Raw genomic sequence first — 19,129 nt, 5'->3', positions numbered from 1 at the left:
GGCGCCGGCCGCGTGTTCGGTCATCGTGGACGACTACGTGACCTCTTGGGGCGGATCAACCCATCCGGATGCAAGGCTGATTGGCGCTGAAGCCGATCGTGTCAGGAGTCCTGCTTCGCCTCGGCCGGCTTTTTCGCAAACTGCGGAAATGTCTCGGCCACGACCGGCCCGTCCAGCCGCCACGAATAGCAGCCGCCGACGAAGAACGGCGGCTCCTTGACGTCGCGCTGGTGATCGAGCGCACCGCGGCCCTGCGGGTCCTTACCCGAGGTCGCGGTCTGAAACAGCGTCGTCACCGCCGGTCCGAGCAGCTCGGCCAGGTGAGTGCAGGTCTCGAGCTTGCCGATCTTGTGGCGGACCAGCTCGCGCCAGCCCTTGCCGATGCGCTCGCCGACCAGGCGCTGCAAGATGCCTTCGACGTCGAGGCAGGACGGGTAGGGCGTCGAGGCCATCGTGGTGCCGGTCTCGCGGATCGTGAAACTGTCGTCGACCGCGAGCCGCAGCCTGATGTCGTGCACGGGATCGTCGGGCTGCTGTAGGCCGCGATGCTTGTCCTGCCGTGCATAGGGCTTGGTGTCGACGAGGCGGGCCTCGACCTCCCACAGGCCGTCGTCGCGGAGAAAGCCGAGGCATTCGACGGAGCGACGGTGCATCAGGCGGCGGCCCTTGCCGTCGGCGTTGGTATCGGGTGCGGACATCGGAACTCGCTCGATTGAATCTGGAATCAATCCAACCGGCCGCGTGCGCTGATGTCAACGGGCGCTGCCCGCGCAGCGGCATGCACCGCGTAGGGCAGGTTAGCCGCAGGCGAAACCCGCCGTCTTTGTGCGGCGAAATGGCGGGTTACGCTTTGCGAACCCGCCTTACAATCCCGCGATCAGCTCACCCGCCGTTCGCGGTTCTCCCAATACGGCTTGCGCAGCTCGCGCTTCAGGATCTTGCCGGCGCCGGAGAGCGGCAGCGGGGTTGCGGTGATGTCGACGCTGCGCGGGCATTTGTAGCCGGCGATCAGCGCCTTGCAGTGCTCCATCAGCTCTTCCGCTGTGGCGCTGGCGCCGCTCTTCATCACCACGACGGCGTGGACCTGCTCGCCCCAGCGCTCGCTCGGAATGCCGATCACGGCGCATTGCGCCACCGCGGGGTGCTGGGCGAGGGCGTTCTCGACCTCGGCCGAATAGACGTTCTCGCCTCCGGAGATGATCATGTCCTTGACGCGGTCGACGACGTAGACGAAGCCGTCGGCATCCATGTAGCCGCCGTCGCCGGTGTGCATCCAGCCGTCGATCACGGCGCGCGCGGTCTCTTCGGGCCGCTCCCAATAGCCCATCATCACCATATCGCCGCGCACCGCGATCTCGCCAACGGTGCCGAGTGGGACCACCTGATCCAGGGCATCGACGATCTTCACTTCGGCACCCAGCGTCGCCCGGCCGGCGCCGCGATGCCGGCCCTTGGCACGGCCATCGCCGATATGCTCCTTCCAGTGCAGCAGCGTCGCGATCGGCGACAGCTCGGTCATGCCGTAAGCCTGGGTGAATTCGACATGCGGCAGCGCCTTCATGGCCCGCATCAGCACCGCGTCGCTGATGACCGATGCGCCGTAGGCGATCCGCTTCATCGACGACAGGTCGTAATTGCCGAGCGTCGGATGATCGACGAACATCTGGATCATGGTCGGCACCAGCAACACATCGGTGATGCGCTCCTTCTGCACCGCGGCCGCGACGCCATCGGGCGTGAAGCTCTGGATCACGACGTTGGATCCGCCGGACAGCAGCACCGAATACATCGCCGCGCCGTTGGCGAGGTGGAACATCGGCGCCGCATGCAGATAGATCGTGCTGCTGGGCCACAGGCCTTCGCCGAGCGCATTCAGCGCGTTGGCCATCAGATTGCCGTGGCTCAGCATCACGCCCTTGGAGCGGCCGGTGGTGCCGCCGGTGTAGAAGATGCCGGCGAGATCGTCGCGGGTGCGCATCGCATCCGGAATAGGTTCGCTACGCGCGATCAGCGTCTCGTAATTCTCCATGCCGGCGGGCGTTTCGCCCTCGTCGGCATAGATCAGCTTGAGGCCGGGGATCGCGCTTGCCAGCGTGGTACCGACCGCTGCGAACGCCTTGTCGACGAACAGGATCGTGGCGCGGCAGTCGCGCAGCGCGTCCTCATTCTCGATCGGCGACCAGCGGATGTTGAGCGGCACGATCACCGCGCCGGTCCAGCCGACCGCCAGGTAGAGCTCGAGATAGCGGTCCGAGTTCAGCGACAGGATCGCGACGCGGTCGCCGGTCTCGGCGCCGAGGCTGCGGATGCCGGCGGCGAGGCGGGCGACCCGTTCGCCGACCTCGCGCCAGCTGCGGCGTCGCTCACCGCAGACGACTGCGAGCCCGTTTGGATTGACCTGCTGCGCGCGCCGCAGTCCGTGCGTGATGTTCACCCTCATCCTCCCTTGGTGCGTTTCCGTTGCGAGGCGGTTTGTCCGCCTTCTCTGCAGCCGGAACGGCTGCCTTCTGCGCTGTCTTGCGCGTTGTTGTCGTGGCAATCCCCTCGGTGAGGCGGATTGCGAATTCCTCGGCCACCGCGCGTCCGGTCATCTCGCCGCCGGGCTGAAACCAGTGCCCGATCCAGTTCAGCGAACCCGCAATCGCGAATGCCGAGAGCTTCGGATCGCACTGTTTCACCGAACCGTCTTTGATGCCATCGGCGATATAGTCGCGGAAGGCGCGGTCGATCCGCCGCTTGGCGGTCTGCACGATCTTGCGATTGTGTTCGCTGAGATCGCGGATGTCGAAGCGGACCAGGCTCTTGCCGTAGTCCTCGGTCATCAGCTCGGCATAGCGGACGATCAGCTTGCGCAGCTTGGCAAGCCCGCTGCCGCTGCCCGCCGATGTTTCGGCGATGCATTCGTCGACCAGTTCGTTGCCGAGCGACCAGCACTCGTAGAGAATCTCGTCCTTGCCGCGGAAGTAGTTGTAGAGCGCCGGCTTGGTAATGTTGAGCCGCTTGGCGACCTCGTTCAGCGTGGCGCGGTGATAGCCCTGTTCCAGGAACAGCGCGACGGCCGTGCGCAACACCGCCTCGCGCTTTTCGTCGCGGGCACGGCGCCGGCTCTCGAACGGCAGCCAGGGGGAGGCGCTGGAAGAGGGGGTATGTTCGTCCATCTCGTGAAGCCGATGCCGCATTGACTCTGCGTGATGCGACGTATATTACCCATGGGTAATAAATAGTCCAGTGGGTAATTTTCGGGAGGACACGCGATGACGTCACGCACCTATGTTGCCGGGGTCGGCATGATCCCGTTCGTCAAGCCCGGCGCCAATGCGCCGTATCATGTAATGGGCGCCGAGGCCGCGAAGCTTGCGCTCGCCGATGCCGGTCTCGACTACGGCCGCGTGCAGCAGGCCTATGTCGGCTATGTCTATGGCGACTCCACCTGCGGCCAGCGTGCGCTCTATCCGGTCGGCATGACCGGCATTCCGATCGTCAACGTCAACAACAACTGCTCGACCGGCTCGACCGCTTTGTTTCTGGCGCGGCAGGCGATCGAATCGGGCGCGGCCGATTGCGTGATGGCGCTCGGCTTCGAGCAGATGAAGCCCGGCGCACTCGGGGCCGTGTTCACTGATCGTCCGAGCGCGTTCGACGATTTCGACGCCGCCGCCGACAAGCTGGTCGACGCGCCCGGCGTGCCGCTGGCGCTGCGCTATTTCGGCGGCGCCGGCCTCAGCCATATGAAGAAATACGGCACGCCGCTCTCGGCGTTCGCGAAAGTGCGCGCCAAGGCGAGCCGCCACGCCAAGAACAACCCGCTGGCGCTGTTCCGCAAGGAGGTCACCGCCGACGACGTGATGAACGACCAGGTGATCTGGCCCGGCGTGATGACGCGGCTGATGGCGTGCCCGCCGACCTGCGGCGCCGCTGCCGCGATCCTGGTCTCGGACAAGTTCGCCGAGCAGCACGGCCTCAACAGGCAGGTCCGCATCGCCGCGCAGGCGATGACGACGGATACGCCGTCGACCTTTGGGGCCTCCGACATGATGCAGGTGGTCGGCTACGACATGGCGCGCGATGCCGCCAACAAGGTCTATGAAGCTGCTGGCATCGGCCCAAAGGACATTGACGTCGTCGAGCTGCACGACTGCTTCGCGCACAACGAGCTCATCACCTATGAAGGGCTCGGCCTGTGCGGGCAGGGTGAGGCGGCGAAGTTCATCGACGACGGCGACAACACCTATGGCGGCAAGTTCGTCACCAATCCCTCCGGCGGGTTGCTGTCGAAGGGCCATCCGCTCGGTGCCACCGGCCTCGCACAGTGCTACGAGCTCACGCGGCAGTTGCGCGGCACCGCTGCGGCGACGCAGGTGGAGGGCGCGCGGCTCGGCTTGCAGCACAATCTCGGCCTCGGCGGCGCCTGCGTCGTGACGCTCTACCAACGCGCCTGAGGTCACCATGGTCGATCAATCCGCTGTCGGGCGTACATTCGCGCCCGTGACCGCGCGCGTCGAGCCGGGGCGTCTGCGCTTCTTCCTCGACACGCTCGGCGACACCAACCCGGTCTATCGCGACGGGGCGGCCGCACGTGCGGCCGGCTTCACTGCGGCGCCGGTGCCGCCGACCTATCTGTTCTGCCTGGAGATGATGGACGCGCCCGATCCGTTCGAATTCCTGACCGCGCTCGACATCGATCTCGCCCGCGTGCTGCATGGCGAGCAGCGCTTCGACTATCACGCGCCGGTGGTCGTCGGCGACACGCTGACCCTGACGTCGCGCGTCACCGAAGTCACCGACAAGAAGGGCGGGGCGATGACCCTGATCGTCATCGTCACTGCGGTCACCAACCAGAACGGCATTCACGTCGCCGATACCTCGCGCACGGTCGTGGTGCGCAATGCGAGGCCGTCATGAGCGCTGCCATTCCGTCGGTCGGCGACCGCCTGGTCCACAAGGAGTTTCCGCCGATCACCCGCCATCGCCTGGCGCTGTATTGCGGGGCTTCGGGGGATCACAACCCGATCCATGTCGATCTCGATTTCGCCAAGGCGGCGGGTTTCCCCGACGTGTTCTCGCACGGCATGCTGGTGATGGGCTATCTCGGTCAGGCGTTGACCGATGCGGTCGTGCCGTCGCGGATCCGCTCGTTCTCGACCCGCTTCGCCGCCATCACGCAACTTGGGGCGAAGCTGACCTGCGAGGGCGTGGTGATCGAGCTGATCGAGCATCATGGCGAACGGCGCGCAAAGCTCGCGCTGACGACCAAGGACCAGAACGGCGAGATCAAGCTTGCCGGCGAAGCCATCATCGCGCTGTAGGGAGAGATCATGTCGAAGCTGCAAGGGAAGGTCGCGCTGGTCTCCGGATCGGGGCGCGGCATCGGGCGGGCGATTGCGCTGAAGCTCGCGAGCGAGGGCGCGCGCGTCGTGGTCAACGACCTCGATGCCGAGCCGGGCGACGCCGTCGTCGCCGAGATCAAGGCCATGGGCGGTGAGGCGATCGCGGTCAATGGCAGCGTGACCGAAGCCGGTTTTGCCGATCGTTTTGTAGGTAGCGCCATCGAGCAGTTCGGCGGCCTCGACATCATCGTCAACAATGCCGGTTACACCTGGGACTCGACGATCCAGAAGATGACCGACGAGCAGTTCCAGGCGATGCTCGACGTCCATCTGGTCGCGCCGTTCCGCATCATGCGTGCGGCATCCGAGCCGATCCGGGTGATGGCGAAGAAGGAGGCCGAGGCCGGGCGCGAGGTGTTCCGCAAGGTCGTCAACATCTCTTCGATCGCGGGCCTCTACGGCAATGCCGGGCAGGCGAGCTATTCCTCGGCGAAGGCCTCGCTGATCGGGCTGACGCGGACGATGTGCAAGGAGTGGGGCCGCTACAAGGTCAATGTCAATTGCGTGGCGTTCGGCCTGATCAACACCCGCCTGACCCAGCCGATCGAGACCCAGCAGAAGACCATCGACGTCGCCGGCCGCGACATCAAGGTCGGCGTGCAGCCGCAGATGCTGGAGGCGATGGGCCGCATGATCCCGCTTGGCCGCGGCGGCACGCCGGAAGAGGCAGCCGATGCCGTCTATCTGTTCTGCAGCCCGGAATCGAACTACATCAGTGGCCAGGTGATCGTCGCCGGCGGCGGTCTGCTCATCTGACACGAGGATAACATGCACTACCGATCGTCCTGGATGACCGAGGAGCTGGACACCTTCCGTGACCAGTTTCGCAAATTTCTTGCCAAGGACCTGGCGCCGCATGCCGAGACATGGCGCGCGCAGAAGCTGGTCGACCGCTCCGCCTGGCGCGCGCTCGGCGAGATGGGCGCGCTGCTGCCGAGCGTACCCGAGGCCTATGGCGGCCTGGGGACGACCTTCGCCTATGACGCCGCTGTCCTCGACGATCTCGAGAGCACCGTCCCGGAATTGACCACCGGCGTCTCCGTGCACAGCGCGATCGTCGCGCATTACATCCTCAACTATGGCTCGGAGGAGCAGAAGAAGCGCTGGCTGCCCAGGATGGCGTCCGGCGAGATGGTCGGCGCCATCGCGATGACCGAGCCCGGCACCGGCTCCGACCTGCAGGCCGTCAAGACCACGGCGAAGAAGCAGGGCAATTCCTATGTCATCAACGGCCAGAAGACCTTTATCACCAACGGCCAGGCCGCCGATCTCGTGATCGTCGTCGCGCGCACCGGCGCCGCGGGCGCCAAGGGCATCTCGCTGATCGTGGTCGAGACCGCCGGCGCCGAGGGCTACCGCCGCGGCCGCAACCTCGACAAGATCGGCCTGCATGCCTCCGATACCTCGGAGCTGTTCTTCGACAATGTCACGGTGCCGCCGGAAAACCTGCTCGGCAACGAGGAGGGCAACGGCTTCGTGCAACTGATGCAGCAACTGCCGCAGGAACGGCTGTCGCTGGCGATCGGCGCCGTCGCCTCGATGGAGCGCGCAGTGAAGATCACCGCCGAATACACCAAGGAGCGCACCGCGTTCGGCAAGCCGCTGATCGAGTTCCAGAACACCGCCTTCACGCTGGCCGAGCGCAAGACCGAGGCGACGATCGCGCGCGTGTTCGTGGACTGGTGCGTCGAGCGGCTGGTGGCCGGCGATCTCGACACCGTGACGGCCTCGATGGCGAAATGGTGGTGCTCGCAGAAGCAGGTCGAGACCGCCGACGAATGCCTGCAACTGCACGGCGGCTATGGCTACATGCAGGAATATCCGATCTCGCGGATGTTCATCGATTCCCGCATCCAGAAGATCTATGGCGGCACCAACGAGATCATGAAGGTCCTGATCGCGCGGTCGTTGTAGGGCGGATTGGGCTGCTAGTTTCGTCATTGCGAGCGAAGCGAAGCAATCCAGCTTTCGGCTTTCTGGGTGGGCATGGATTGCTTCGCTTCGCTCGCAACGACGGCGGATGGGACCTGGGCCGGGACCCGTTCTGCAGAATCGACCGGCTGCGCAAGTCGCCAGCACACCTTTTCCCACCGCATAGCCCAATGCGGCCGCCGCATCCCGCGGCGAGTTCGGCCTTGCGCCACATTCCGGTCTATCATACCCCCGTCGGACCACGTTCCGCGCGGCCCGCCAGGCGCGCGCCAATGCCCGCAGGGAGCCCTCATGACCAAATCGAACGCCCGCACCGGAGGCCAGATCCTGATCGACCAGCTGGTCGCGCAGGGAGTGGAACGCGTCACCTGCGTGCCCGGCGAGAGCTATCTGGCGGCGCTCGATGCCCTGCATGACAGTCCGATCGACGTCGTGATCTGCCGCGCCGAGGGCGGGGCTGCGATGATGGCGGAGGCCTATGGCAAGCTGACCGGACGTCCGGGCATCTGCTTCGTCACCCGCGGCCCCGGTTCGACCAACGCTGCGCACGGCGTGCACATCGCGATGCAGGACTCGACCCCAATGATCCTGTTCGTCGGCCAGGTCGACACCGGCATGCGCGAGCGCGAGGCGTTCCAGGAGCTCGACTACAAGGCGGTGTTCGGCACCATGGCGAAATGGGCCGTCGAGATCGATCGCCCCGATCGCATCCCCGAGCTGGTCGCGCGCGCCTTCCGTGTCGCGCTACAGGGCCGCCCCGGTCCGGTGGTGATCTCGCTGCCGGAGAACATGCTGACCGAAACCGCAGCGGTCGCCGACGCGCCGAAGGTCGAGCCCGCGGCGACCTGGCCGGCACCGGCTGACCTCGAGCGCCTCGGCGCCATGCTCGCATCCGCCAAGGCGCCGATCGTGGTGCTCGGCGGCTCGGCCTGGACCGCTGATGCCGCCAAGGGCATCGCGCGCTTTGCCGAGCGTTTTGATCTCCCGGTCGCGACCTCGTTCCGGCGCGCGTCGCTGTTCGACGCCGATCATTCGCACTATGCCGGCGATCTCGGCATCGGCCCGAGCCCGAAGCTGAAGGACCGTATCACCGGCGCCGACGTCATCCTCTTGATCGGTGGCCGGATGTCGGAGATGCCGTCATCGTTCTACACGCTGCTCGACATTCCCGTGCCGAGCCAGAAGCTGATCCATGTCCATCCTGGCTCGGAAGAACTCGGCCGGGTCTACCAGCCGGCGCTGGCGATCCAGGCGACGCCCGCGGCCTTTGCCGCCGCGGTCGAGAACATGAAGCCCTCGGCCGCGCCGGGCTGGAAGGGCGAGGCGGCAAAGGCGCATGCGGACTATCTGGCCTGGACCGACAAGCCGCGCGAGCTGCCGGGCAGCTTCCAATATGGCGAGGTCGTCACCTGGTTGCGCGACCGCTTGCCGAAAGACGCGATCGTCTGCAACGGCGCCGGCAACTACGCCGGCTGGATTCACCGTCACCATCGCTTCCACAGCTTCGCCGCGCAGCTCGCGCCGACCTCGGGCTCGATGGGCTATGGGGTGCCGGCGGCCGTGATGGCCAAGCGGCAGCATCCGGATCGCGTCGTCGTCGCGTTCGCCGGCGACGGTTGCTTCCTGATGAACGGGCAGGAGTTCGCCACCGCCGTGCAGTACGACGCGCCGCTGGTCGTCGTCATCATCGACAATGCGCAATACGGCACCATCCGCATGCATCAGGAGCGCGACTATCCCGGCCGGGTCGTCGGTACCCAGCTCAAGAATCCGGACTTCGCGCTGTACGCCAAGGCGTTCGGCGGCCATGGCGAGCGGGTCGAGCGCACCGAAGATTTCGCGCCGGCGTTCGAGCGCGCACTGGCTTCCGGCAAGCCGGCGATCCTGCACTGCCTGGTCGATCAGCGTGCGCTGTCGGTCGGCAAGGATTTTGTCCCCGGGCAGGCCTGATCCGGAAAAGTGCGAAGCGGTTTTCCGAAAGAGATCATGCCCAACAGAAAGGCCACACGCTGATGGTGCAGCCGGCCGGCCGTCACGTCGCGATCATCGGTGCCGGCGCGGTCGGCGTCATCAGCGCCATCGAAGCGCTGCGCGAGGGCCATCGCGTCACGCTGATCGATCCGGGCGAGCCCGGCGGCGAGCAGGCGGCGAGCTATGGCAATGCCGGCTGGCTGTCGTCGCATTCGGTGATCCCGCCGGCTGAACCCGGCACCTGGAAGAAGGTGCCGGGCTATCTGATGGACCCGCTCGGGCCGCTGGCGATCCGCTGGTCGTACCTGCCGAAGGCCTTGCCGTGGCTGGTCAAATACCTGCTGTCGAGCCGGACCGAGGCGCAGGTCGAGGCCACCGCGCGCGCGATGCGCGACCTGCTCCAGGACGCGCCGCTGCTGCACCGGCAGCTCGCCGAGGAGGCCGGCGTCCCCGAGCTGATCGAGCGGCGCGGCGTGATGCACGCGTTTCCCTCGCGCGCCCCGTTTGACAAGGATCTCGGCTGGCGCATTCGCAAGCGCGTCGGCATCGAATGGCTGGAGCTCGACGAAAACGAGATGCGCCAGCGCGAGCCCGACCTGCATCCGCGCTACAAGTTCGGTGTCGTGGTCGAGGAGGCGGGCCGCTGCCGCGATCCCGGCGCCTATGTCGCGGCGCTCGCCGCGCATGCGATCGCGAACGGCGCCGAGCGCGTCGCTGCCAAGGCCACCGGTCTCAAGCTGTCCGGCGACAGGCTCGTCGCCGTGATCACCGAGAGCGGCGAAATTCCCTGCGACGCCGCAGTGGTCGCCGCCGGCGCGCGCTCGAAGCAACTGACCGCATCGATCGGCGATCGGTTGCCGCTGGAAACCGAGCGCGGCTATCACGTGATGATCGAACATCCGGAGTGCGGTCCGCGCAATTCGATCATGGCATCCGACGCCAAGATGGTCGTCAACTGGACCGACAAGGGCCTGCGCGCCGCCGGCACGGTGGAGATCGCGGGGCTCGACGCCGAGCCGAACTGGCAGCGTGCCGAGATCCTGCGCGACCATCTGCTCAGCATGTTCCCGAAACTGCCGCGGGATATTCCGCCATCGCGGATCAAGACCTGGTTCGGCCATCGCCCGAGCATGCCCGACGGCCGCCCCTGCATCGGCCACAGCCGCGCCACGAGCGACGTCATCTACGCCTTCGGCCACGGTCACGTCGGCCTGGTCGGCTCGGCCCGCACCGGCCGACTGGTCGCGCAACTGCTGAGCGGAAAGCCGCCGGAGATTCCGCTGGCGCCGTTCGCGCCGTCGCGTTTCCTTTAGGTCAGTCCGCGTTACCGGAATGCCTTGACCGGATCGAGCCGCGCAGCGCGCCACGATGGATAGAGCGTCGCGAGGAACGCCAGCGTCAGTGCCATGATCACGACTGTGGCGGTCTCCACGACATCGACCTCGGCCGGCAGCTCTGACAGGAAGTAGAGTTCGGGTGGGAAGAGCTGCCTGCCGGTCAGCCATGACAGGGCTTGACGGATCGCCTCGATGTGGCGGCAGACGACCAGGCCGACCGTGAAGCCGACCAGCGTCCCCACCACGCCGATCGAAGCTCCGGTGATCAGGAAGATCCGCATGATGGAGCCTTGTGAGGCGCCCATCGTGCGGAGGATCGCTATGTCGCTGCCCTTGTCCTTGACCAGCATGATCAGCCCGGACACGATGTTCAGCGCCGCCACTAGCACGATCATGGTCAGGATCACGAACATCACGTTGCGTTGGACCTGGAGCAGGCCAAAGAAGGTCGTGTTGCGCTGACGCCAATCCACCAGGAAGACCGGCCGCTCCGCTGCCTCCAGCACCGCCTTGCTGAACTGGTCGATGTGATCCGGATCGGTGGTGAAGACCTCGATCCCGGTGACGTTCGTGCCGCGGTTGAAGTAAGCCTGTGCCTCCGCGATCGGCATGAAGACGAGGCCGGCGTCATATTCGGACATGCCGATCTCGAACACGGCTGATACCTGATACTTCTTGATCCGCGGCATGACGCCCATCGGCGTGCTCGCACCACGTTGCGCGATCAGCGTGATGCTGTCGCCTACGCGTGCCGCGAGCTGATCGGCGAGCCGGCGGCCGATGACGATCCCCTGGTCCTCGTCAAAATTCTCGATCGACCCCTTGATGGTGTTGCCGACGGAGGGGAGACGCGAGAGGTCGGCGGCGCGGATACCGCGGACGAGGACGCCGGAAGCCTCGGAGGATGATGCCAGCGCGGTGCCGTCGACCACCGGTACAACGAGTCGGATGCCCTGTACCCGGGTGATGCGTTCGGTGACATCCTGCCAGTCGGTCAGGGGCCTTTCCACCGGTTGCACCAGAATGTGGCCGTTGAGGCCGAGAATCTTGCCAAGCAGTTCCTTGCGAAAGCCGTTCATGACCGCCATCACGATGATCAGCGTGGCGACACCGAGCATGATGCCGAGGAACGAAAATCCGGCGATCACCGAGATGAGGCCTTCCCGGCGCCGCGCCCGCAGGTAGCGTGCCGAGAGCATCCATTCGAACGGGGCGAACGGCGTGGTTTGCGATGGCTCTGCCACAATCTTGCTCATGGGCCCAATGGGATCGGCATACCATTCTTTTTGCCGCGGGGCTCGGCCCGGTCAGTTATTGCACGGTCGGCTCGCCCTGGACAGGCCGCGTCGCGTTGAGATCGACGACATTGTCGCCGTCGGCGAGGATCGCGCGTCGATGCGTGATGGCCAGCACCGTAACGTCGTCGACCAGGGTCCGCACATGCTCCATGATGTCGCGCTCGGTCGCATCGTCGAGCGCGGAGCTCGCCTCGTCGAGGAACAGCACCGTTGGCCGGCCATAGAGGGCGCGGGCGATCGCGATCCGCTGGCGCTCGCCGCCCGACAGTTTCAGGCCGCGTTCGCCGACCGTGGTCTCGAAGCCGTCCGGCAGTGCCTCGATGAAGGACAGGATGGCTGCTTTCTCCGCCACCTCGCGGAGCCGGGCGTCGTCGCGCCCGCGCCCGAGAATGATGTTGTCGGCAAGGCTCTCGTTGAGCAGCGCGACGTCCTGGGGCACCACCGCGATGGTGCCGTACCAATCGGCACGCGCGATCTGCGCGAGGTCGATGTCGTCGACCAGGATGCGGCCCGCATCCGGCTCGACCGATTTCAGCGCAAGCTTGAAGATGGTCGACTTGCCGGAGCCGGTCTCGCCGACGATGAATGTGATGGCGCCACGGTGCGCGACGAAGCTGATCCCAGCGATGCCGCGGCCGTTGCCATAGGCATAGTCGACCTTTTCGAAGGTGATGCGCCCGTTGCGGGGAGCGAAGCCTTGCGCATCCTTCGTTTCAATCTCCTCGGGTGCCTGCCACATCCTGGCGAGCGGGACGAGCTGTGCCCGCGAGCGTGCCACATTGTCCATGGTCTGGGAGATCATCTCGAACGGCAGGTTGAGCTGCAGCAGCAGGGTGTTGAACAGCACGATGTCGCCGACCGTTGTCGTCCCGGCCTGATAGCGGGGCAGCAACAGCAGAAAACTGACGGCGAATTGCACCGAGAGTCCGAGACCGAGCAGCGCCAGCGTAAGGGCGCGACGCAGCATGTAGGCCCGCCAGCTGTCCTTGACTGCGCGGGCCTTTTCGGCGAAGCGGCCGCTCATCCAGGCGTGGCTGCCGAGATGGCGCAAGGCTTCCATCGCGTTCATCGCGTTGCCGGTGAAGCGCGCGTTGTCCTGTGAGGCGGATACGGCGGCATCGAGCAGCATCTGCGAGCGGCTGGTCGAGAGATAGGTCAAGATCAGCACCAGGGCGCCGTAACCGGCGACGATGGCCACGATCTGGTTGTCGAGCAGGGCGCCGAAGGTGACCAGCGTCAGCGTGACCTGCGTTGCGGCCGGAATGAACACGATCAGCACGATCTGCAGGAGCGTGGTCAGCGCGCCGCGGCCCTGGTTGCCGGCGGTCTGGATCTCGGCCGCGTTGTGCTCGATGAAGAAGTCGGATCGCTTGCGCAGGATGCGCGCGAAGAACTGCGTGCTGACGATGAAGCCGAGGTTCTCGGCGGTGATTACCGAGAGATTCTGCACCACGCGTTGCAGCGCCGAGGCCAATCCCACCAGCGCGGCATAGATCAGGAACGCCCACAGCAGGTCCGCGACCACGGTCTCCCGGGTCAGGCGATCGATCAGGCGGGAGAACAGGTAAGGAGCGGCGATGCCGCTCGCGCTCGCCAGGAACACGATGGTCGCCACCAGCAGCAGCGCCCATCGGTCGGACTTCCAATAGGCACGGAATATCTCGGCGACCGGGCCTCTGGGGAAGGGCTCGCTCATGCGGTTTGACCGGCTGGAATTGGGGCGGATGGGAATGCGTCAATTCCGTCGCGGCGTCAATGACCGATCCACGACTGCCGAACGATTTTGGAAGCAATCCAGCCAAGCCGGTCGCTGGATGCTCTCCCGGCATTTTCCGCGTCGGCGCGGACTTCAGCTGTCGCCGGCCCAGGCGGCGATCACGGCCGGTGCGATCACGCGCCGGGGCATGTGCGGATTGATCGTTCCGGCACTGACATCCTGCGTCTGGACGAGCAGGGTGCGTGCGAACGCCTTGGCGTCCTGCTCGGTGGTGAAGGTGCGGGTCTGGCGTGCGAAGCGGTGGTGTCCGGCGTCGGGATTTCTCACGGCAAACGAGACGTACCAGATGGCCTTGTCGGTCTTCATCGCGCCTCGCTCGCGGCGCCGGTCCAACTGCGCGATCCGGAGGGCCTGCTGACGGCCCGATGTGCAAAGAGTACCACGACGAAAGATCCTGAAATGCAACAGTGTCCGACTGAATGGCCGTTCGGCAGCGAGGCCACCCGACAATATCGGCACGCATACCGATGCTGGCGAGTTATTATCTCTCAACCGATGGGTGAATGACAATGCGCCGCCGCTCCATTGGTTCCCGCGATCCGGCGCCGCGGCTTTCTGGCTGTCCGAAGCTGCTGGAGTGGCCAGGTGGCGCGTGTCGCGCTAGGTCGCGTTGTTCGCCTTGCGCGCCGTGGCGATGGCCTTTTCGACTTCGGCGGCGAGGGAGGCGAGGTGCTCGGCAAGCTTGGCGAACAGTTCGCGCTTCCTGATGTCCGTGGTCAGGTCGCGGATCAGCGCGCACTCCGCAGCATCGGTGCGAAGTTTCTCGAGATGCGTCAGCATGTCCTGCATCTTTGCCGTCCCCGGGGGTCTTCGACAAACGCTAGGCGGCGAGAACCCCGGCGACAATAACGTGTGATAATTTGCCGCTGGCATCCGACGAAGCAGATTGCGCCTTCGTCATCCCCGAAGCGCAAAGCGCGCCGGGGCATCACGAAGCAACGGATTAGCCCCTGCTACTGAGTTGCCCGACGGGGCAATCGGCAAAAACGCGTCAAGTCCCCATCCGCGAAATATTTCGCTTTATCCGAAGTGCAACCCGGTGTATGGTCCGCCCGTCTCACCCGATCGAGGGGCGCTTGCGCATCGTCAGGAGTGTTGCGGTGAGATGCGGTGGACGCTGCGGTCACGAGTGACGACGCGTGACCGAGGCGGACGGTGAAGTCGTGTGGTCCTGACGCCCTAGCGGCAGGTGTCCTCTCGCAGGACGCGCAAGCGTTTTGCAAGGGCGGTGACAAGCAAGCCCAGTCTCGCCGGGGAGAGCACGAAGTAAGCCGTAACCCATCGCGCAGGGAAAGCCGGATTGCTCCGGTTACACCTGTGGTCCTACCCCCGTGCTTTCTACCCTTCGCACGGGGCCCATGGGTGCGATCGGCACCCGGCTTTCCCTGCGCCCTCTGCCAAAGAGAGGGCGGAACGACGAGCAAACCTCGGACAAATCATGTCGCGAGAACGCGGATATCTGCGCGCTTCAGCGCACCGGACCGAAACTCTTCAGCGCCTCCGTGACGATGATCTCGCCGGCCTCCTGCACGAAATGTCCGGCATCGGGCAGTTCGAGCGGCGGCGGACAGTTTCGGATCACCTGCCGCAGCTGGCCCATCACCGGCGGCCCGAGCACCGGGTCCTTCATGCCGACTGCCATGAAGCTTTGTCCGCTCCAGTGCTGCGACCAGAAGTCCCGCGCGCGCCGCGACAGCGCCGCGCCGCCGGCGTCGGGTCGATCCGGGACCAGATTTGGAAAGCGCCGGACGCCGGCCTTGTACCGCGCGTCCGGATAGGGCGCGGCGTAGGCGGCGGCTTCCTTGTCTGCGAGAGTGGGGACCGCTCGTTGCATCAGCGCTGCGATATCCATGTCTGGGCTGCGGTTGGAGAAGCCGCGCCACGCCAGGAAGCCTTCGCCCAACGGCACGTCTCCCGTGCCGAGCATCGTATTCATCACCAGCAGCCGGTCGAACCGGTCCGCCATGTCCATCGGAATCGTCAATCCGATCAATCCACCCCAATCCTGGCACACCAGCATCACGCGGCGCAGGTCGAGCGCCTCGATCAGGGACATCACCGAGGACCGATGGAAGTCGAAGGTGTAGATGGCTTCGTCGACGGGCTTGTCGGAGCGACCGAAGCCGAAGAAGTCCGGCGCCACGACGCGGAATCCCGCGCCGAGCAGCATCGGGATCATCCTGCGGTAGAGGTAGGCCCAGGTCGGTTGGCCGTGCAGGCAAAGCGCCACCGGCGCAGTCTTCATTCCATCGTCGAGATAGTGCATGCGCAGCGGGCCGATCTCGATGTAACGGGGAGCGAAGGCAAATCCGGGCAATCCGGCGAAGCGCTCGTCCGGTGTTCGAAGCGTCTGCATGTCTCTCCCTTTCGATTCGTCATCGGCCCGCGCGAGGACGTCGAGCGAGCCGTTCCATGGTAACCTATCACATGGCACCGCGGGCAACCGGCGGGGATGCCCCGCAACCCGTGGTCTGGAGATGAAATGACCGTCATCACATCAAGGACCGACGATACGCTTCTCGTGACGATCGATCGGCCACCCGTCAACGCGCTCGATCTCGATACGATCACGTTGCTCGAGCGGACGTTTGCGGCGGCCGCCGCGGAGGCACCGTCGAGCGGCGTCGTGCTCACCGGCGGCGGCCAGGTGTTCTCCGCCGGTGTCGATACGCGCGCCTTCGCGGGCTACGCTCGGGAGCAACGCCACGAGATGGTTCGCGCGATCACGCGGATGCTGGCGCGCCTGCTCGCGATCCCCGTGCCTGTCGTGGCGGCGATCAACGGCCACGCGCTGGGCGGCGGTTTCGTGCTCATGCTGGGCTGTGACTATCGTCTCGCGGTCGACAGCGCGGCCGCCAAGCTCGGCATGACCGAGGCACAGGCCGGCATCCCGTTCCCGGCCGGGCCGCTCGAGGTGATGCGCCATGAGCTGTCGCCGGAATTGTTGCGCCGCCTGACGCTGACCAGCGCCGTCGTCGACACGCGCGAATGCCTCGATCAGCGGCTGCTCGATGCACTGTGCCCGGCTACGGATCTGCCGGCCCAATCGATCGCCGCCGCAAAGCGCCTCGCTGCCCAGCCGGGATTTCGCGCGGTGAAGCGGCAGATTCGCGGTGAACTCGCCGCACGCCTCGAACGCCTGGCCGCGACCGGCCAGGATCCATTTCTTGCTGTGTTCGGCTGATCACCGTCGTCCCGGCTTTGGCTGCAACTCCGTCCGATGATCCAGGCGACCCGCGTGCTAGCCGATCCGCACCACCATCTTGCCGAGCGCGGCACGAGTCTGCATGGTCGTGAATGCATCGCGGAAATCGTCGAATGCGAACACCTTGCCGACCACCGGCGCCAGCCGGCCGTCGTTGAGCCACGCCGACAATTGCGTCATCACGCGCACCTGGGCCTCAGGCTCGCGGCGTGCGATCTGGGCGGCATCGACGCCGATCAGGAGGCCGCCCTTCAGCAGCGGCAGGTTGAACGGCAGAGCAGGGATCTGGCCGGCGGCAAAGCCGACCACGACATGGCGGCCGTTCCAGGCGATCGAGCGGAATGCCTGCAACGAAACTTCGCCGCCGACCGGATCGAAGATGACGTCGGGGCCGTGGCCAGCGGTCGCGTCCTTCAGGGCGTCGCGCCAATCGGGGGCCGTGTAGTCGACCACAGCGTCGGCGCCGAAGCTCATGGCGAAGTCGCGCTTCTCGTCGGTCGAGGCGGCGGCGATGACGCGGGCGCCGAGCAGCTTGCCGACCTGGATTGCGGCGATGCCGGTGCCGCCGGCGGCGCCCAGCACCAGCAATTGCTCGCCAGCCTTGAGCGCGCCGCGCTCGCCGAGCGCATAGAGTGCGGTCAGGTAGTTGGTGCGGAAGGCGGCGGCTGCCTCCATCGACAGGCCGTCGGGCATGACCTCGATCGCAGTGGCCGGCACCACGACCTGCTCGGCCAGCGCGCCGGAGCGCGCCGCGCCCATCACCCGCATGCCCGGAATGATGCCGGCGACATCGCTTGCGACCGCGTCGACCACGCCGGCGAACTCCGCGCCGGGCGTGAAGGGCAGGGGATCCTTGGTCTGGTAGCGACCCTCGACCTTCAATCCGTCGACGAAGCCGATACTGGCGGCATGGACCTTGACGCGGACCTGTCCGGGACCGGGTTCGGGGGTGGCGATCTCCTTGAGCCCGATCCGATCGATGGGTGCATATTGCTCGACGACGACCGCCTTCATCCTGTCCTGCTCACTGGTTGGTTTCCTCTCGCGCCGGCTCCGCTCCGATTGAAACGGAACGAGGCTCCCGATTCTTGTGTTGACGCGTTTTGCTCACGCAAACCGGTAGTCATCCCGGATCAAGTCCGGGACAGGCTTTCGCGCGAAAACGCCTCCCACAAACCTATCTCATGTCCGTTGTTCTACGGGGAGGGCTTTTGCGCATGGCGCGGCGGCGGTCTGAGCAGAAAGCCAACATCTTCAACGACATCGCGAAATTGCCGGCGTTTACCCGTTGTTATCCCTACCAAATTCGGTAACGCGTCCTTAAGCGCATTAACGTTAGGGTTTTTCCACGCGGCCCAGCTCGGGCCGTGCGCCGTCCAGGACAGGCGGGTGTCGCGTTCGCGTTGGAGTCTCCGATGGATATCATGACAGGCGCCGGGCTCTTGGCCGGCATCATCGTCATCGCGGTGATGATGTTCATGGGCGGCGACCTGCACATGTTCATCTCCGAACATGCCATGATCATCATCTTCGGCGGTTCGATCGCGGCGACCATGATCCGTTTTCCGCTCGGCGTGATGCTGCACGGCCTGCCGCTCGGCGCCAAATTTGCCTTCACCATGAGCCGGCTGTCGGCCCGCGACCTGGTCGACGAACTCGCCCGCATCGCCGAGATCGCCCGCAAGCAGGGCCCGGTCGGCCTCGAGAAGGTCGAGACCGACGAGCCGTTCCTGGCCAAGGGGATTCGCTATGTCGCCGACGGTTACGACCTCGAATTCATCCGCGACAATCTGGAGCGCGACCGCGACAATTTCCTGATGCATCTCGACGAGGGCAGCAAGATCTACCGCGCGATCGGCGACTGCGCGCCGGCGTTCGGCATGATCGGCACCCTGATCGGCATGGTGCAGATGTTCGCCAACATGACCGACCCCTCCAAGCTCGGCCCGTTCATGGCGACCGCGCTGCTCGCGACGCTGTACGGCGCGCTGGTCGCCAACCTGTTCTGCCTGCCGATCGCCGACAAGCTGCACGGCAAGCTGCTCGACGAGGAGACCAACCGCACGCTGATCATCGACGGCATCCTGATGATCCGCGACTCCAAGAGCCCGGCGCTGGTGCGCGAAATGCTGCTGGCCTATCTGCCGGAGAAGCATCGCCACGAGGAAGGCGAGCCGGTGCCGGCCTGACCGGCCGGCGCGGGCGCTGCAGAGATCTGATCG

Annotated in this window: 18 protein-coding genes; 9 read left to right on the top strand and 9 right to left on the bottom strand. The window is 65.7% G+C overall.

Annotation, left to right across the window (positions count from 1 at the left end):
- Positions 1-101 precede the first annotated feature (101 nt).
- From B2W55_RS00160 to B2W55_RS00150, 3 genes are all read right to left on the bottom strand, one after another.
- Positions 102-698, bottom strand: a complete 597-nt coding sequence (locus B2W55_RS00160; protein WP_024582258.1) for a DUF2889 domain-containing protein — start codon at positions 696-698, stop codon at positions 102-104.
- A 179-nt stretch (positions 699-877) separates the two neighbouring features.
- Positions 878-2,434, bottom strand: a complete 1,557-nt coding sequence (locus tag B2W55_RS00155; protein WP_024582257.1) for an acyl-CoA synthetase — start codon at positions 2,432-2,434, stop codon at positions 878-880.
- Entirely contained in the window at positions 2,364-3,158 is a 795-nt protein-coding gene (locus B2W55_RS00150) for a TetR/AcrR family transcriptional regulator (RefSeq protein ID WP_029879354.1), read from the bottom strand. Before B2W55_RS00150 ends, B2W55_RS00155 begins: the two co-directional genes overlap by 71 nt.
- Positions 3,159-3,254: 96 nt before the next feature.
- On the opposite strand from B2W55_RS00150, the gene B2W55_RS00145 reads away from it, so the two are divergent.
- From B2W55_RS00145 to B2W55_RS00115, 7 genes are all read left to right on the top strand, one after another.
- Positions 3,255-4,439: a lipid-transfer protein gene (locus B2W55_RS00145; RefSeq protein WP_024582255.1), complete on the top strand. Its 1,185-nt coding sequence runs from the start codon at positions 3,255-3,257 to the stop codon at positions 4,437-4,439.
- 7 nt (positions 4,440-4,446) lie between these two features.
- The gene (locus B2W55_RS00140) at positions 4,447-4,902 is read left to right on the top strand and encodes a MaoC family dehydratase N-terminal domain-containing protein (protein ID WP_024582254.1); all 456 of its coding nucleotides are present in this window, start codon (positions 4,447-4,449) and stop codon (positions 4,900-4,902) included.
- On the top strand, positions 4,899-5,306 hold the full coding sequence (locus B2W55_RS00135) for a MaoC family dehydratase (protein WP_024582253.1): 408 nt from the start codon (positions 4,899-4,901) through the stop codon (positions 5,304-5,306). Before B2W55_RS00140 ends, B2W55_RS00135 begins: the two co-directional genes overlap by 4 nt.
- A 9-nt stretch (positions 5,307-5,315) precedes the next feature.
- Positions 5,316-6,143 (top strand): SDR family NAD(P)-dependent oxidoreductase, encoded by an 828-nt coding sequence (locus tag B2W55_RS00130; protein WP_024582252.1) that lies wholly within the window; start codon positions 5,316-5,318, stop codon positions 6,141-6,143.
- Positions 6,144-6,155: 12 nt separating this feature from the next.
- Positions 6,156-7,301, top strand: coding sequence for an acyl-CoA dehydrogenase family protein (locus B2W55_RS00125; RefSeq protein WP_024582251.1), 1,146 nt, complete (start codon positions 6,156-6,158; stop codon positions 7,299-7,301).
- 309 nt (positions 7,302-7,610) lie between these two features.
- Entirely contained in the window at positions 7,611-9,269 is a 1,659-nt protein-coding gene (locus B2W55_RS00120) for a thiamine pyrophosphate-binding protein (RefSeq protein WP_024582250.1), read from the top strand.
- 62 nt (positions 9,270-9,331) lie between these two features.
- Complete coding sequence (locus B2W55_RS00115; RefSeq protein WP_024582249.1) at positions 9,332-10,603, top strand: NAD(P)/FAD-dependent oxidoreductase; 1,272 nt, start codon at positions 9,332-9,334, stop codon at positions 10,601-10,603.
- 11 nt (positions 10,604-10,614) lie between these two features.
- On the opposite strand, the gene B2W55_RS00110 is transcribed toward B2W55_RS00115, so the two are convergent.
- From B2W55_RS00110 to B2W55_RS00090, 5 genes are all read right to left on the bottom strand, one after another.
- Positions 10,615-11,883 (bottom strand): lipoprotein-releasing ABC transporter permease subunit, encoded by a 1,269-nt coding sequence (locus B2W55_RS00110; protein WP_024582248.1) that lies wholly within the window; start codon positions 11,881-11,883, stop codon positions 10,615-10,617.
- A 55-nt stretch (positions 11,884-11,938) separates the two neighbouring features.
- Entirely contained in the window at positions 11,939-13,621 is a 1,683-nt protein-coding gene (locus tag B2W55_RS00105; protein ID WP_024582247.1) for an ABC transporter ATP-binding protein, read from the bottom strand.
- 153 nt (positions 13,622-13,774) lie between these two features.
- Positions 13,775-14,008, bottom strand: a complete 234-nt coding sequence (locus B2W55_RS00100; protein ID WP_024582246.1) for a hypothetical protein — start codon at positions 14,006-14,008, stop codon at positions 13,775-13,777.
- A 294-nt stretch (positions 14,009-14,302) separates the two neighbouring features.
- The gene (locus B2W55_RS00095) at positions 14,303-14,491 is read right to left on the bottom strand and encodes a hypothetical protein (protein WP_024582245.1); all 189 of its coding nucleotides are present in this window, start codon (positions 14,489-14,491) and stop codon (positions 14,303-14,305) included.
- A 679-nt stretch (positions 14,492-15,170) separates the two neighbouring features.
- Complete coding sequence (locus B2W55_RS00090) at positions 15,171-16,058, bottom strand: haloalkane dehalogenase (protein WP_024582244.1); 888 nt, start codon at positions 16,056-16,058, stop codon at positions 15,171-15,173.
- Between the two features lie 126 nt (positions 16,059-16,184).
- On the opposite strand from B2W55_RS00090, the gene B2W55_RS00085 reads away from it, so the two are divergent.
- Positions 16,185-16,886, top strand: coding sequence for an enoyl-CoA hydratase/isomerase family protein (locus tag B2W55_RS00085; protein WP_024582243.1), 702 nt, complete (start codon positions 16,185-16,187; stop codon positions 16,884-16,886).
- Positions 16,887-16,943: 57 nt separating this feature from the next.
- Here B2W55_RS00085 and B2W55_RS00080 read toward each other — a convergent pair whose 3' ends face one another.
- Positions 16,944-17,921 (bottom strand): NADPH:quinone oxidoreductase family protein, encoded by a 978-nt coding sequence (locus tag B2W55_RS00080; protein ID WP_024582242.1) that lies wholly within the window; start codon positions 17,919-17,921, stop codon positions 16,944-16,946.
- Between the two features lie 401 nt (positions 17,922-18,322).
- Between B2W55_RS00080 and B2W55_RS00075 the strand changes: the two genes are divergently transcribed.
- Positions 18,323-19,096: a motility protein A gene (locus B2W55_RS00075; RefSeq protein ID WP_024582241.1), complete on the top strand. Its 774-nt coding sequence runs from the start codon at positions 18,323-18,325 to the stop codon at positions 19,094-19,096.
- Positions 19,097-19,129 lie beyond the last annotated feature (33 nt).

Source organism: Bradyrhizobium sp. UBA2491 (assembly GCF_002341725.1).
In the GTDB taxonomy this organism is placed as follows: domain Bacteria; phylum Pseudomonadota; class Alphaproteobacteria; order Rhizobiales; family Xanthobacteraceae; genus Bradyrhizobium.
The sequence above is the reverse complement of the archived record's forward strand: the minus strand, read 5'-3'. Positions and strand labels throughout refer to the sequence as shown.